This is a genomic window from Terrabacter sp. Ter38 (genome assembly GCF_024519435.1).
GTDB lineage: Bacteria > Actinomycetota > Actinomycetes > Actinomycetales > Dermatophilaceae > Terrabacter.
In genome coordinates this window covers 195,875-210,756 of the sequence record NZ_JALJRZ010000008.1, presented here as the reverse complement: position 1 = coordinate 210,756, position 14,882 = coordinate 195,875, and the positions used below count along the sequence as shown (strand labels likewise).

11 protein-coding genes are annotated in these 14,882 nt (G+C 71.7%); 10 read left to right on the top strand and 1 reads right to left on the bottom strand.

Annotated features, from left to right (window positions below; translation table 11 throughout):
- Positions 1-76 precede the first annotated feature (76 nt).
- Positions 77-2,743: a valine--tRNA ligase gene (gene valS / locus NR112_RS16830; protein WP_256795454.1), complete on the bottom strand. Its 2,667-nt coding sequence runs from the start codon at positions 2,741-2,743 to the stop codon at positions 77-79.
- Between the two features lie 252 nt (positions 2,744-2,995).
- Between valS and NR112_RS16825 the strand changes: the two genes are divergently transcribed.
- The 10 genes from NR112_RS16825 (at position 2,996) to NR112_RS16780 (ending at position 14,701) form a co-directional block, all read left to right on the top strand.
- A complete protein-coding gene (locus NR112_RS16825) occupies positions 2,996-3,769 on the top strand; it encodes a 1-acyl-sn-glycerol-3-phosphate acyltransferase (protein WP_256795453.1) in 774 nt (257 codons plus the stop codon).
- 57 nt (positions 3,770-3,826) lie between these two features.
- A complete protein-coding gene (locus tag NR112_RS16820) occupies positions 3,827-4,600 on the top strand; it encodes a TIGR03936 family radical SAM-associated protein (RefSeq protein ID WP_256795452.1) in 774 nt (257 codons plus the stop codon).
- Between the two features lie 209 nt (positions 4,601-4,809).
- A complete protein-coding gene (locus tag NR112_RS16815; protein WP_256795451.1) occupies positions 4,810-8,160 on the top strand; it encodes an Rne/Rng family ribonuclease in 3,351 nt (1,116 codons plus the stop codon).
- 125 nt (positions 8,161-8,285) lie between these two features.
- Positions 8,286-8,594, top strand: a complete 309-nt coding sequence (rplU, locus tag NR112_RS16810; protein WP_028785644.1) for a 50S ribosomal protein L21 — start codon at positions 8,286-8,288, stop codon at positions 8,592-8,594.
- Positions 8,595-8,633: 39 nt separating this feature from the next.
- Positions 8,634-8,903, top strand: a complete 270-nt coding sequence (rpmA, locus tag NR112_RS16805) for a 50S ribosomal protein L27 (protein ID WP_045190101.1) — start codon at positions 8,634-8,636, stop codon at positions 8,901-8,903.
- Positions 8,904-9,086: 183 nt separating this feature from the next.
- Complete coding sequence (gene obgE / locus NR112_RS16800; RefSeq protein ID WP_256795450.1) at positions 9,087-10,619, top strand: GTPase ObgE; 1,533 nt, start codon at positions 9,087-9,089, stop codon at positions 10,617-10,619.
- Positions 10,620-10,784: 165 nt separating this feature from the next.
- Positions 10,785-11,909, top strand: coding sequence for a sensor histidine kinase (locus NR112_RS16795; protein ID WP_256795449.1), 1,125 nt, complete (start codon positions 10,785-10,787; stop codon positions 11,907-11,909).
- Entirely contained in the window at positions 11,906-12,679 is a 774-nt protein-coding gene (locus NR112_RS16790; protein WP_256795448.1) for a LytTR family DNA-binding domain-containing protein, read from the top strand. Before NR112_RS16795 ends, NR112_RS16790 begins: the two co-directional genes overlap by 4 nt.
- Complete coding sequence (locus NR112_RS16785; protein WP_256795447.1) at positions 12,676-13,053, top strand: hypothetical protein; 378 nt, start codon at positions 12,676-12,678, stop codon at positions 13,051-13,053. Before NR112_RS16790 ends, NR112_RS16785 begins: the two co-directional genes overlap by 4 nt.
- Before the next feature lie 16 nt (positions 13,054-13,069).
- Positions 13,070-14,701 carry a cation acetate symporter gene (locus NR112_RS16780; protein WP_256795446.1) on the top strand — a complete coding sequence of 544 codons (1,632 nt, stop codon included), beginning with the start codon at positions 13,070-13,072 and terminating at the stop codon, positions 14,699-14,701.
- Positions 14,702-14,882 lie beyond the last annotated feature (181 nt).

The following is a 14,882-nucleotide window of genomic DNA, read 5'->3' as shown; positions in this document are numbered from 1 at the left end:
CGACGGTCGCCGAGCCGACCGATCGTTGCCGTCCCGATAGGTCCGGACGGCGACGACCGACGGATCGCCCCGTGGGTCAGCCCCGGGCGGCCGGCTTCTCGACGGGGACGAGCTCGGCGTCACGCACCTCGACGACCTCGCCCTCGGCATACGCCAGCTCACTGATGCGGCCGCTGGCGCGCAGGTCGGACTCGGCCGCCCGCACGTGGGCGACCGACGCGGCGGGGGCGACGAGGGTCATGGTGCGCACCTCGGCGCGCATGCCGACCTTGGCCTCGGACTTGACCTTGCGCACGCCCGCGAGGGCGGCGCCGACGGACGTCAGGAGCGCGGGCTGGCCACCGGAGGGCAGCTCGTCGCGGGTCGGCCACGGCTGGCGGTGCACCGAGCCCTCGCCGAACCACGACCACACCTCCGCCGTGGCGTAGGGGATGAACGGCGCGAGCAGGCGCAGCAGCGTCTCGAGCGCGAGGCGAAGCGCGGCACGGGCGCTCGCGGCGGCCGCGTCGCCCTGGCCGCCGTAGGCGCGGTCCTTGACGAGCTCGAGGTAGTCGTCGCAGAACGTCCAGAAGAAGGTCTCGGTGGCCTCGAGCGACCGGGTGTAGTCCCAGCCCTCGAATCCCTGGGTGGCCTTGTCGACGACGTCGGCGAGGGCCGCGAGCATCGAGAGATCGAGGGGGTGGGTCACGGCGGCCCGCAGGTCGCCGTCGACGTCACCGAAGCCCAGGGCGAACTTGCTCGCGTTGAGCACCTTGATGGCGAGCCGGCGCCCGACCTTCATCTGCCCGGTGTCGTAGGCGGCGTCGGTGCCGAGGCGCCCGGAGGCCGCCCAGTAGCGCACCGCGTCGGCGCCGTTGGCCTTGACGACGTCCTCGGGCGTCTCGGCGTTGCCCTTGGACTTGCTCATCTTCTTGCGGTCGGGGTCGAGGATCCAGCCGCTGATCGCGGCGTGCTTCCACGGCGGCACACCGTGCTCGAAGTACGAGCGCGTCACCGTGGCGAAGAGCCACGTGCGGATGATGTCGTGCCCCTGGGGGCGCAGGTCGTAGGGGAAGACGCTCGCGAAGAGCGCCTCGTCCGACCCGAGGCGGTTGCCGTCGGCGGCACCTTCACGGACCGGCCAGCCGGCCGCGATCTGCGGCGTCAGCGACGACGTGGCCCACGTGTCCATGATGTCGGGGTCGGCGACGAAGCCCCCCGCCTGGCCGCGCTGGGACTCCTCGTAGCCCTCGGGCACGTCGATCTGCGGGTCGACGGGCAGTGCTGAGGCCGGCGGCGTCAGCGGGTGGTCGTGGTCGACCTCTCCCGCGGCGTCGACGGGGTACCAGACGGGGAACGGCACGCCGAAGAACCGCTGGCGCGAGATGAGCCAGTCGCCGTTGAGGCCCTCGACCCAGTTCTTGTAGCGCGAGCGCATGAAGGCGGGGTGGAAGTCGACCTCGTCACCCATGCCGACGAGCTTGGAGCGCAGTGCCTCCTCGCGGCCGCCGTTGCGGATGTACCACTGGCGGGAGGTGACGATCTCGAGCGGCTTGTCGCCCTTCTCGTAGAAGTTGGCCTTGCGCTGGGTCTTCTGCGGCTCGCCGTCGAGGTCGCCGGACTCGCGCAGGGCGGCCACGACGGCCTCGCGCGCGCTGAACGTCGTCTTCGTCGCGAGCGACTCGGCGTAGAGCGCCTCGCCCGGCCCGCCGGCGAGCCACTCGGGCGTCTCGGCCTGGAGGCGGCCGTTGCGGGTGATGAGTGACCGGATCGGCAGCTGCAGCTCGCGCCACCACATGACGTCGGTGAGGTCGCCGAAGGTGCAGCACATGGCGATGCCCGCGCCCTTGTCCATCTCGGCGGCGCGGTGCGCGACCACCGGCACCTCGACGCCGAAGAGCGGGGAGGTGACCGTCGTGCCGAAGAGCGTCTGGTAGCGCTCGTCGTCGGGGTGGGCGATGAGCGCCACGACCGACGGGATGAGCTCGGGCCGGGTCGTCTCGATGAAGACCGGCTCGCCGCCGTCCCGGTGGAAGGCGACCCGGTGGTACGCGCCGGGGTAGTCGCGTGCCTCGAGCTCGGCCTGCGCCACGGCGGTCTGGAACGTCACGTCCCACAGGCCCGGGGCCTCGCTCTGGTAGGCCTCGCCGCGCTCGAGGTTGTGCAGGAAGGCCTGCTGCGCCACGGCGCGCGAGCGCTCGTCGATGGTGCGGTAGGAGATGTTCCAGTCGAGGCTGAAGCCGAGGCGACGGAAGAGCGACTCGAAGGTCACCTCGTCCTTGACGGTGAGGACGTCACACAGCTCGATGAAGTTCTTGCGGCTGATCGGGCGCTGGTCGGCGGCCTTGATGGCCTTTCCCTTGGCGTCGACGCCTTCCTCGAAGGGCGGCGCGAAGCCCTCCTCGTAGGGCAGGCTCGCGTCGCCGCGCACGCCGTAGTAGTTCTGGACCCGGCGCTCGGTCGGCAGGCCGTTGTCGTCCCAGCCGATCGGGTAGAAGACCTCGAGGCCCTGCATCCGCTTGTAGCGCGCCATGCAGTCGGTGTGGGTGTAGCTGAAGACGTGGCCGACGTGCAGGCTGCCGCTCGCCGTGGGCGGCGGGGTGTCGATGGCGAAGACCTGGTCGCGGGGGAGCGAGAGCGCCTTCTCGCGGTCGAAGGCGTAGGTGCCCTCGTCGGCCCATACCTGCATCCACTTCTCCTCGAGCCCGTCGAGCGTGGGTCGCTCGGGGATCCGCGAGGTCGTGGGTGCAGGTGTGTCAGTCATGCGCCCAATCCTTCCATGCGCGCCGGGGTGCCTTCGACCGGCTTTCCCCGGGCGTCCGGCACGGTCGGACCGCGCCCGTATGCCGTCCGGCGCGGTCCGCGCGTCACCCCAGCCGGTCCGCACGGCGAGCGCCGGGACCGGCGTGGTGTCTGTCACGGCCGCGCTCGCCATCATGGTCATCCCGCGTTCGTCGGCAGCAGCGACCGGCCCATCGGCGTGCCGAACTGGAGCGGAGCAGGGCAGAGTGTCCCCATGGAGCCCGTCTACTCGTCCGTCATCGGTTTCGCCCGCGGGGTGTTCGCGATGCAGGGGCTGAAGTTCACCGTCCTCGGCGACGACAACGTCCCGCGCGTCGGGGGAGCGGTGATGACGATCAACCACACCGGTTACATGGATTTCGCGTATGCCGGGCTCGCCGCGCAGAAGTCCGACCGACTCGTGCGGTTCATGGCCAAGGACGGGGTCTTCTCGCATGCCGTCAGCGGTCCGCTGATGCGCGGCATGAAGCACATCCCGGTCGACCGGACGGCTGGTGCGGCGTCCTACGCCGCCGCCGTCGACGCGCTCCGCTCCGGAGAGATCGTCGGCGTCTTCCCGGAGGCGACGATCTCGCGCTCCTTCGAGCTCAAGGAGTTCAAGACCGGCGCGGCCCGGATGGCCGTCGAGGCCGGCGTCCCGATCCTGCCGGTCGTGATCTGGGGCTCGCAGCGGGTCTGGACCAAGGGCCACCCCAAGCGGCTCGGCCGCACCAACGTCCCGATCCTCATCAACGTCGGGGAGCCGATCGCCGTCGCGCCCGACGCCGATCCCGTGACCGTCACCGAGCAGTACAAGGCCGTGATGGCCGACCTGCTGGCGGTCGCCCGGGCGGCCTACGAGCCCCTGACCGGACCCGACCTCAAGTTCCTCCCCGCGAGCATGGGCGGCACCGCGCCGTCCCTTGCCGAGGCGACCCGCCTCGACGAGGCCGACATGCGGGAGCGGCAGCGACGCGCCGACGAGCAGCGGGGCTTCACGCCCGAGTGACCTGGTCCGAGGTGAGGACGTCCGGGGCGAGGAGCCGACGCCGGTAGCCTTCCGGGCATGGCTCGTCAGGCACGTCAGCGCGTCCCCGAGGGTCCGGCCCCGGACCCCGCGGTCCAGAAGCTCCGGATCCGCTACACGAAGCGGGGGCGGCTGCGGTTCACCTCGAGCCGCGACTTCCAGCGCGCGCTCGAGCGGGCGCTACGCCGGGCGGACGTGCCGATGGCGTTCTCGGCCGGCTTCCACCCGCACCCGAAGATCAGCTACGCCAACGCTGCGGCCACGGGCACCGGCAGCGAGGCGGAGTACTTCGAGATCTCGGTGACCCAGCGCGTCGAGCCCGAGTCGGTCCGCGCCGCGCTCGACGAGGCACTGCCCGAGGGGATCGACATCCTCCAGGTCGTCGAGGCCGCCCCGGGGGCGCTCGCCGACCGTCTCGAGGCCAGCGACTGGCTGCTCGAGTTCGCCGGCGTGCCGCTCGAGGTTCTCGAGGCGGCCGTCGCGGCCCTCATGGAGCGCGACACGGCCGAGGTGACCCGACTGACGAAGTCCGGTCCGCGCACCTTCGACGTGCGTGGCTCGATCGTGGCCGCGCGCGTCCTCGGCCCGCGCGACGCGCTCGACGACACGGTCACGACTCACGAAGTCGGGACCGACTGTGCGATACTGCGCATGGTCGTACGGCACACCACACCTGCTGTACGCCCCGACGACATCCTGACCGCGCTGCGTGAGATCGCCGACCTGCAGCCTCCGCGCCCCCCACTGGTGACGCGACTGGCGCAGGGACCGCTCGACACCGCAAACGTGCGGGTGACCGACCCGCTGGAATGACCTGCCAGGTCATGACAGCGAAATGGTTGCCGACCAGGACGCCGACGGCATTCGATCACGGGGCCGCGCCCAGCGCGAACCGTTTTCGGGTGTAGCGAGACGACTTCCGTCCCGTCGCAGACGCGGCGCGACGACTGCAACCGCACTCGTGCGGTGTCGACGGCCCCGGCCGCGTGTGGGTCACACCGCACCTGACGGGAGGCTGCCTGATGGCACCCAACGACACCACCACCGGCGACGAAGCCACGCTGTTCCCCTCGGAGCAGAGCAACGAGCAGAGCACGGACGCGCCGGCGCCGCGGCGCCGCGCCACGCGTCGCACGACGAAGAAGGCCACGACGATCGTGCCCTCTGCAGAGGCTCCGGGCGCAGTCCCCGTCGAGGCCTCCGCCGACGAGCCCGCGGTGGCCGCAGCGTCCGGGGAAATCTCCACCGGCGAGGCCCCGGCCGAGGTCGCCCCCGAGACCAAGCGTCCGGCCCGCAAGCGCGCGACGCGCAAGAAGGCGACGGTCGCCCCGCCGGTCGAGCCTGCCACCGACACCGACACCGACACCGACACCGACACCGACACCGACCGGCAGAGCCCGGTCGCCGAAGAGTCCACCGAGGAGTCCACCCAGGCCGCCCCCGCCGAGAAGGCCCCCAAGGCGGAGCGGGCACCGCGAGCCGCTCGGAGCACGAAGCGTGGATCGCGCACCAAGGCCGACCGCGCCAGCGCTGCCGTGGAGGAGCTCGTCGCCGGCGCGCTCTCGGGCGACGACGCGACCACGGAGCGCCCCGCAGACGCGAGCACGGAGACCTACACGGCCGCCGACCCCGGCGCGATCGACCCCTCCGCCCTCGTCGACGTCGACGCCCTCGACGAGTCCGAGGACATCGACGCGGCTGCCTCCGTCGAGGACTCCGACGACGACCGCCAGGGCGCCGTCGTCCCCAGCTTCAGCGTCCTCTTCCAGGCTCCGGACGCGAGCCAGGCCGTGCCGACGCGCCGGCGCCGTGGCACGCCCCCGCCCGAGGCGGAGGAGCCGACCCCCGACGTCGAGGACGACGAGCCCATCGTCGTAGACGAGGACCAGACCGACGTCGACGAGCAGACCGAGCAGACCGACGAGGAGAGCAGCCCGCGTCGCTCGCGACGCCGGCGCGGCGGGAAGGGCCGCCGGGGCCGCTCCACCGACGACGACGACGCGCAGGACCAGCAGTCCGAGACCGACGAGCGCGACGCACGGCGCTCGAGCGACGCTCGCGGTGAGGTCGCCGAGGGCCCGCACGACGCCGACTCCGAGGGCGACGCCGACTCCGAGGGCGACTCCGACGACGAGGGCGGCTCGAGCCGTCGTCGTCGCCGTCGTCGCCGGGCCGGCTCGGCCCCCGACTCCGGTGAGGACACCCCCAACGTCTCGACCCGGGTGCGCCAGCCGCGCAGCCAGAGCGACGAGCCGGTCGCGGTCAAGGGCTCGACCCGCCTCGAGGCCAAGAAGCAGCGCCGTCGCGAAGGCCGTGAGGCCGGGCGCCGCCGCACCATCATCACCGAGGCCGAGTTCCTCGCCCGCCGCGAGGCCGTCGACCGGGTCATGGTCGTGCGCAACAAGGAGGGACGCACCCAGATGGGCGTGCTCGAGGACGGCGTCCTCGTCGAGCACTACATCGACCAGGCCACGAACGTCTCGATGGCCGGCAACATCTACCTCGGTCGCGTGCAGAACGTCCTGCCCTCGATGGAGGCCGCCTTCGTCGACATCGGCAAGGGCCGCAACGCCGTGCTCTACGCCGGTGAGGTCAACTGGGACGCCGCCGGCCTCGAGGCCAACCAGCCCAAGCGCATCGAGAACGCCCTCGGCTCGGGCCAGACGGTGCTCGTCCAGGTCACCAAGGACCCGATCGGCCACAAGGGCGCCCGTCTCACCTCGCAGATCTCCCTGCCGGGTCGCTACCTCGTCTACGTCCCCAACAGCTCGATGACCGGGATCAGCCGCAAGCTGCCCGACACCGAGCGCGCGCGCCTCAAGAAGATCCTGCGCGACGTCGTGCCGGACTCGGCCGGCGTCATCGTGCGCACCGCGGCCGAGGGCGCCAGCGAGGAGGAGCTGCGTGCCGACGTCGAGCGACTGACGCGCACGTGGGAGGACATCCAGGCCAAGGCCGAGGCGGCGTCCACCCCCCGCGCCGGCAAGAGCAAGGGCAAGAAGAAGAACGGTGCGCCGGGTTCGGTCACCGGCGGTCAGGCCCCGATGCTCCTGCACGGTGAGCCCGACCTCACGGTCCGCGTCATCCGCGACGTCTTCAACGAGGACTTCAAGCAGCTCGTCGTCGCAGGCGACCAGGCGTGGAACGAGATCCACCCCTACATCTCCTCCGTCGCGCCCGACCTCGCCGACCGCGTCACGAAGTGGACCTCCGAGGAGGACCTCTTCACGCACCACCGGGTCGACGAGCAGCTCTCCAAGGCGATGGACCGCAAGGTCTGGCTGCCGAGCGGCGGCTCCCTCGTCATCGACCGCACCGAGGCGATGACGGTCGTCGACGTCAACACCGGCAAGTTCGTCGGGTCGGGCGGCAACCTCGAGGAGACGGTCACCAAGAACAACATCGAGGCGGCCGAGGAGATCGTGCGCCAGCTCCGGCTGCGCGACATCGGCGGCATCATCGTCATCGACTTCATCGACATGGTCCTCGAGAGCAACCGCGACCTCGTCGTGCGTCGCCTGCTCGAGTGCCTCGGCCGGGACCGCACGAAGCACCAGGTCGCCGAGGTCACCTCGCTCGGCCTCGTCCAGATGACCCGCAAGCGCGTCGGGTCGGGGCTCATCGAGGTCTTCTCCGAGACGTGCGACCACTGCAACGGCCGGGGCTTCATCATCCACACCGACCCCGTCGACAAGGGCGCCCACGCGCACGAGCAGAGCCAGGGCGACAACGGCGCAGGTGGCGGCACCAGCCGTCGTCGTGGCCGTGGTCAGGGCGCCGCCCAGGCCTCGGGTCAGGGCGGCAACCAGGGCAACGGCGGACAGCAGGCGAGCCAGCAGTCCCAGCAGGCACCGCAGGCGGAGTCCAAGAGCAACGGCCCCACGGCAGCCCAGATCGCCGCAGCGGCCCACGCGGCAGCGCTGAAGAGCGCCTCTGGCCAGCCCGCGGGGGAGGCGGCCGCTGAGGCCGTCGCCGAGATGAGTGCCGAGATGAGTGCCGAGATGAGCGCCGAGCTCCACGACGGGAAGGCCTTCCCCCAGGACGACGGCCCGTGGTCGGGAGACGACGCGCACGACGTCGACCCCGCCGACGAGCAGGCGACCCAGGGTGGAGCCCACGTCGAGCTGGAGTCCGACGTCTCGGACGAGACCGGTAGCGGCCGAGGTGCGGGTCACGCAGCAGCGGCCGAGGTGGCGCCCGCTCCGCCCGAGGTCAGCGCCGAGACCAGCGGCCCTGCCCCGGTCGAGGCGGCCGTCGAGGTGCAGCCCGCAGCTCGGGGTCGGCGTCGTCGCGGTCGGGTCGTCGCCCCAGCCGGCCCGCCTCGTGCCAGTGGCGACGCGGGGGGCGAGTCGGGCAGCGCCGGCGGGGCCTGACCTCGGTTTGGAGGTCGGACCTTCCAGCCGGTAATCTTTTCCCTTGGTGCGCCCACCGGGCCCGTGTTGACGGGCCGGTGCCGAAAGCGGCGATACCAACCCTTGATGAGAGAGTGAGTTTCACTGTGTACGCGATTGTTCGCGCTGGCGGTCGCCAGGAGAAGGTGTCGGTGGGCGATGTCCTGCTCGTCGACAAGGTGACGGGTCAGCCCGGCGATGCCATCGAGCTCACGCCGCTGCTCCTCGTGGACGGGACCACGGTCACGTCCGATGCCGACAAGCTGTCCAAGGTGTCGGTGAAGGCCGAGGTCGTCAAGGCCGCCAAGGGCCCCAAGATCGTCATCATGAAGTACAAGAACAAGACCGGCTACCGCAAGCGTCAGGGCCACCGTCAGCCGCTGACCCAGGTCAAGATCACCGCCATCAACGCGTGATCCACCCGGAACCCAGAGACTCACGAGAGAAGGACTGACATGGCACACAAGAAGGGTGCGTCCTCGACCCGCAACGGTCGCGACTCGAACGCACAGTTCCTCGGCGTCAAGCGTTTCGGTGGCCAGAAGGTCAACGCGGGCGAGATCCTCGTCCGTCAGCGCGGCACGCACTTCCACCCGGGCGAGGGTGTCGGTCGCGGTGGCGACGACACGCTCTTCGCCCTCGTCGCCGGCGCCGTGAAGTTCGGTACCAAGCGCGGCCGCAAGACGGTCAACATCGAGCAGGTCGAGACCGCAGCTGCCGAGTGATCTGCTGATCACCACTGAGTTTGTACCGGAAGGGCGGGCCCGCGTGGCCCGCCCTTCCGCCTTTCCCGGGCACACGGCATTCCGGAATGAGGTGGAAGTCCCTCGCGAGCTCGCGAGTTCCACCTCCCCGGCCCCACCCCTCCGTATGCCGTACGCCCACCCTGATCTGGAAGAGTGACCCCCATGGCAGTGACCTTCGTCGACCGCGTCGTGCTGCACCTCAGCGCCGGCGCCGGGGGGCACGGCGTCGCCTCCGTCAAGCGCGAGAAGTTCAAGCCGCTCGGCGGTCCTGACGGCGGCAACGGCGGGCACGGCGGCTCCGTCATCCTGAGGGTCGATCCCCAGGCGACGACCCTGCTCGACTACCACCGCCACCCGCACCGCAAGGCGGTCAACGGCCTGCCCGGTGCCGGCGACGAGAAGAACGGCGCCGACGGCGACGACCTCGTCCTGTCGGTTCCGGAGGGAACGGTCGTCAAGGACGGCGACGGGCGCATCATCATGGACCTCGTCGGCATGGGCACCGAGCACATCATCGCCCGCGGTGGCCGCGGCGGTCTCGGCAACAAGGCGCTGTCGTCGGCCCGTCGCAAGGCGCCCGGCTTCGCGCTCCTCGGCGAGCCCGGCGAGGAGGTCGACGTCGTGCTCGAGCTCAAGACGCTCGCCGACGTCGCCCTCATCGGCTTCCCGAGCGCCGGCAAGTCCTCGCTCGTCTCGGTGCTGTCGGCCGCGAAGCCCAAGATCGCCGACTACCCCTTCACGACGCTCGTGCCCAACCTCGGCGTCGTCACGGCGGGCTCGGCCCGATTCACCGTCGCCGACGTCCCGGGCCTCATCCCCGGCGCGCACGAGGGCAAGGGCCTGGGGCTCGAGTTCCTGCGCCACGTCGAGCGCTGCTCGGTCCTCGTCCACGTCATCGACTGCGCGACCCTCGAGCCCGACCGCGACCCGATGAGTGACCTCGACGTCATCGAGAACGAGCTCTCGCTCTACGTGCCCGACGCCGACCTCGGCGGCAAGCCGCTCGCCGACCGCACCCGCATCGTCGTGCTCAACAAGGCTGACGTGCCCGAGGCCCGGGAGCTGGCCGAGATGGTCAAGCCGGACCTCGAGGCGCGTGGCATCGAGGTCTTCATCGTCTCCGCGGTGGCCCACCAGGGCCTGCGCGAGCTGAGCTTCGCGATGGCTCGCCACGTCGACGCCGCCCGCGCCGAGATCGAGGCCGAGGCCGCCGTGCCGAAGCGCGTCGTGCTGCGTCCGAAGTCCGTCGACGACAAGGGCTTCACCATCGTCAAGGAGAACGGCCCGGACGGGCCGATCTTCCGGGTCGCCGGTGAGCGCCCCTACCGCTGGGTGCGCCAGACCGACTTCTCCAACGACGAGGCCGTCGGCTACCTCGCCGACCGCCTCGGCCGTCTCGGTGTCGAGGAGGAGCTCTACAAGGTCGGCGCCCTGGCCGGCGACACGGTCGTCATCGGCACGGCCGAGGACGCCGTCGTCTTCGACTGGGAGCCGACCCTCCAGGCCGGCGCCGAGCTGCTCGGCTCCCGTGGCACCGACCTGCGTCTCGCGGAGTCCGCGCGGCCCACCCGCGACGAGAAGCGCGAGGCCCAGAAGGACCGCTACGCGGCCCGCGCCGCCACGCAGGAGGAGCTCGAGGCCGAGCGTCGCTCCGGCCTCTGGCACGTCGCCGCCGACGAGGGCGACGACGCCTGAGTCCACCGCACCCACCCTGCGGCAACACACAGAGTAGGTCACGACTCACCAGAATCCGATCTCGGTGAGTTGCGACCTGCACGGTGTGTTGCGCTGGGGCTGAGGTTGGTTCCGGGTCCGCGAGGACCGCGCCTCTCGCAAGGGGTGACCGCCTACAGTGTCGGCATGAGCTCGTGGGGCGCGCTGCTGCGTCGCGGTCACCTCGGCACCGAGGCCGACCGCGCGACGTACCGCACCCTGCACACGGCGCTGCTGGCCTCACCCCCGCTGCGGATGGGCCTGACGCCCGCAGCCGCCGAGCGATCGCTCAAGCACCTCCGGTCGCTCCTCGGAGCACCGGCGGTCGCGATGACCGACACGAGCGCGTTGCTCGCCTGGGAGGGTGGTCGCTCGCACCACGCCCACCAGCCCGGCGTCATCTCCGCGGGGACGCTCGGCCACGGGCGGACGACCGTCGTCGACGGTGCGGACGTCGCGTGCGCCGAGCCCTCGTGCATCGTGCGCCAGGCGATCGTCGCCCCGCTCGACGTCGACGAGAAGGTCGTCGGGACGCTCCAGGTCTTCACCGGACGGGCGTCGGCGGGTCTCGTCCGGGCCACGAACGAGGTGGCGCGCTGGGTCTCCGGCCAGCTCGAGCTGGCCGAGCTCGACGCCTCGCGCACCCGGCTCATGGAGGCCGAGGTGCGCGCCCTCCGGGCGCAGATCAGTCCGCACTTCATCTACAACTCGCTGACCGCCATCGCGTCGTTCACGCGCACCGACCCCGAGCGGGCCCGGGAGCTGCTCGTCGACCTCGCGGAGTTCACCCGCTACTCCTTCCGGCGGCACGGCGAGTTCACGACGCTGGCAGAGGAGCTCCGGTCCATCGAGGCCTACCTCGTCATCGAGAAGGCCCGCTTCGGTGAGCGGCTCACCGTGACGGTCCGCGTCGCGCCCGAGGTGCTCCCCGTCGTCGTGCCGTTCCTGTGCCTCCAGCCGCTCGTCGAGAACGCCGTGCAGCACGGCATCGAGGGCCGGGCGGGCAGCGGTGAGATCAGCATCCTGGCGCAGGACGCGGACCACGAGTGCGTCGTGACGATCGAGGACAACGGCGTCGGCGAGGACCCTGAGCGGGTACGCCGGGTCCTCGCGGGCGACCCGGGCAGCGACTCCGTGGGCCTGGCCAACGTCGACGAGCGCCTGCGCACCGCCTTCGGCGACGACTACGGTCTCGTCGTCGAGACCGCACCCGGCGCGGGCACGAAGGTCGTCGTGCGCCTGCCGAAGTTCCGTCCGGGGGTGCACGTGTGACCACGACCCCGGACACCGAGTCGGCGCCGCTGCTGCGGGTGCTGGCCGTCGACGACGAGGCACCGGCCCTCGACGAGCTCACGTGGATGCTCGGCCGCCACGAGTGCGTGGGCCAGGTCGTCCCGGCGGGGTCGGGGGAGGCGGCGCTGCGCGTGCTGCACGAGGAGCAGGTCGATGCCATCTTCATGGACGTGCAGATGCCGGGCCTCAGCGGCCTCGACCTCGCGCGGGTGCTGTCGCGCTTCACGACCCAGCCCCCGATCGTCTTCGTCACGGCCCACGAGCAGCATGCGGTCGACGCGTTCGAGCTCAACGTCGTCGACTACGTCCTCAAGCCGGTGCGCGACGAGCGGCTCGACCAGGCGGTACGCCGCGTCGTCCGGCAGATCCACGGGCGTGAGACGTCCGCGTCGGCCGGTGACGAGACCATCGTCGTCGAGCTGGCCGGGGTGAGCCGGCTCGTGCCGCGTTCCGACGTCCTCTACGTCGAGGCGCAGGGCGACTACGCGCGCCTGCACACGGCGGGCGAGAGCCACCTCGTCCGCGTGCCGCTCACGACCCTCGCCGACCAGTGGCGCGAGGCGGGGTTCGTGCGCATCCACCGGTCCTCGCTCGTCGCGCTCGGCCACATCACCGAATGGCGCACCGAGGGCGGGCGCACGACTGTCGTCGTCGGCGGGCACGAGCTCGTCGTGAGCCGACGCCACACGCGCGCGCTGCGCGACCTGCTCGTGCGACGTGCCCAGCCCCTCGGGCGAGGTGGGTCATGACGCCCGAGGCGCCCCGAGCACGGGTCCGCGTCACGAGCCCCCGCACGTCGGCCGCGCGCACCCGGAACGTCTCGATCGCCTCCGAGATCGACGAGCAGACCCGGCTCGGCGAGGTCTACATCACCTCGCTGATGCGCAGCCAGCTGCGCCTCGCCCTCGGGGTCCTCCTCGTGCTCGCCTCGACGCTAGGAGTGCTGCCCCTGCTCTTCGTGGCCGTCCCCGGGCTTGCCGGGATCCACCTGCTCGGGGTGCCGCTGCCGTGGATCCTGCTCACCGTGGTCGCGTTCGCCGAGATCATCGGCCTCGGCGCGTTCTACGTGCGGAGGTCCGAGCGCAACGAGGCCACCTTCAGCGACCTGCTCGACGGTCGGTGACCCGGGTGCGTCACCGGTGAACAACGCCGCGAGCATCGTCGCCGTCGTCCTCGTCTCGATCGCATCCCTCGCCGTCGGCGCCTTCGGGCTGCGGCTCTCGCGGACCATGAGCGACTTCTACGTCGCCTCCCGCGGCGTCAGCCCGGTGCTCAACGCCTCGGCCATCAGCGGTGAGTACCTCTCTGCCGCATCGTTCCTCGGGGTCGCCGGGCTGATCCTCGCGCGCGGCGTCGACATGCTCTGGCTGCCGATCGGCTGGACCGCGGGCTACCTGCTGCTCCTGGTGTTCGTCGCGGCGCCCCTGCGCCGGTCGGGGGCCTACACCCTGCCCGACTTCGCCCAGCTGCGCCTCGAGTCCGTCGTCGCCCGCCGCGCGTCGAGCCTGCTCGTCGTCGCGATCGGCCTGCTGTACCTCATCCCCCAGTTCCAGGGCGCGGGCCTGACCCTGCGCACCCTGACCGGGGCCCCGTCGTGGGTGGGGCAGCTGGCCGTCGCCGTCGTCGTCTGTCTCAACGTCCTGCCCGGCGGCATGCGGAGCGTCACCCTCGTGCAGGCCTTCCACTACTGGCTCAAGCTGCTCGCGCTGCTGACGCCCCTCTTCCTCCTGCTCGGTGCGGTGGGCGGACGCAGTGACGACCCAGCCGTCGGCTCCGTGTTCGTCACCGACTGGGTCGAGCCGCTCCACGGCGAGCACGCCCTCTACCTGACGTACTCCCTCGTCCTGGCGACCTTCTTCGGGACGATGGGCCTGCCCCACGTCGTCGTCCGCTTCTACACCAACCCCGACGGCCGCGCCGCCCGTCGGACGACGCTCGCGGTCCTCGTGCTCCTCTCCGGCTTCTACCTGCTGCCCGTCGTCTACGGCGTCATCGGGCGCTACGTCGCGCCGGACCTCGTCGCCGCCGGCCGAGCCGACTCGGTCGTGCTCGAGCTGCCGAGCCGGCTCTTCGAGGGTCCGGTCGCCGAGGGGCTCACCGCCGTCCTCGCCGCCGGGGCGTTCGCCGCGTTCCTGTCGACGTCGACCGGCCTCGTCGTGTCGGTCGCCGGCGTCGTGAGCCAGGACCTCGTGCGCTGGGGCGCCGGGCACCGCCAGGGCATCCGCACCTTCCGCCTCACGACGGTCGTCGTCGTGGCCGGCGCGCTCCTGCTCACCGTCGTCTCGGCCGGAGTCCCCGTGGCCCACGCGGTCGAGCTGACCTTCGCGGTGGCCGCGTCGACGTTCTGCCCGATGCTCCTGCTCGGGATCTGGTGGCGGGGGCTGACGTCGCGTGGGGCGATCTCCGGCCTCGTCGTCGGGGGCGCCCTGTCGATGGGAGCCGTCGTCACGACGACGTTCGGCATCACCACCGGCGGCTGGTTCGGCGTCGTCCTGACCCAGCCCGCGGCCGTGAGCGTGCCGTTGGCCTTCGCGACGATGGTGCTCGTGTCGCTCGCCACCCGATCGAGCACCCCCGAGCACGTCGCGCAGACCATGGTCCGGCTGCACGCCCCCGAGCACATCGACCTCAACCGGGGCTCGTTCCACCCCGAGCGCTGGTACCGCCGCCCGCCGACCGTGGAGGCGGCGTCCGACGGGACGCCGCACCCGGCATACCCAAGCACGGGGGAGACCGTTCGTCGCCCCGGGACGACCGCTCGTCGCAGCTGATCCCGCGCACGGCGAACCATCGGCGCCGCTGGGCGATGGCCCCCACGCTGCGCCTGCCGGGGCACCGCGCGCGCTCTACCTTGGCTCTCGCCGGCCGTGTGCCGGCAGCGCGGAGCGACAGGGGCGTCGACGCCACCACGGGACCGTCCGGGGAAGCGTCGGCGACGACAGGACCGCGCCG

Coding starts and splice junctions, on each gene's coding strand:
- valS (WP_256795454.1), bottom strand. CDS start 2,743: ATGACTGACACACCTGCACCCACGACCTCGCGGATCCCCGAGCGACCC.
- NR112_RS16825 (WP_256795453.1), top strand. CDS start 2,996: ATGGAGCCCGTCTACTCGTCCGTCATCGGTTTCGCCCGCGGGGTGTTC.
- NR112_RS16820 (WP_256795452.1), top strand. CDS start 3,827: ATGGCTCGTCAGGCACGTCAGCGCGTCCCCGAGGGTCCGGCCCCGGAC.
- NR112_RS16815 (WP_256795451.1), top strand. CDS start 4,810: ATGGCACCCAACGACACCACCACCGGCGACGAAGCCACGCTGTTCCCC.
- rpmA (WP_045190101.1), top strand. CDS start 8,634: ATGGCACACAAGAAGGGTGCGTCCTCGACCCGCAACGGTCGCGACTCG.
- obgE (WP_256795450.1), top strand. CDS start 9,087: ATGGCAGTGACCTTCGTCGACCGCGTCGTGCTGCACCTCAGCGCCGGC.
- NR112_RS16795 (WP_256795449.1), top strand. CDS start 10,785: ATGAGCTCGTGGGGCGCGCTGCTGCGTCGCGGTCACCTCGGCACCGAG.
- NR112_RS16785 (WP_256795447.1), top strand. CDS start 12,676: ATGACGCCCGAGGCGCCCCGAGCACGGGTCCGCGTCACGAGCCCCCGC.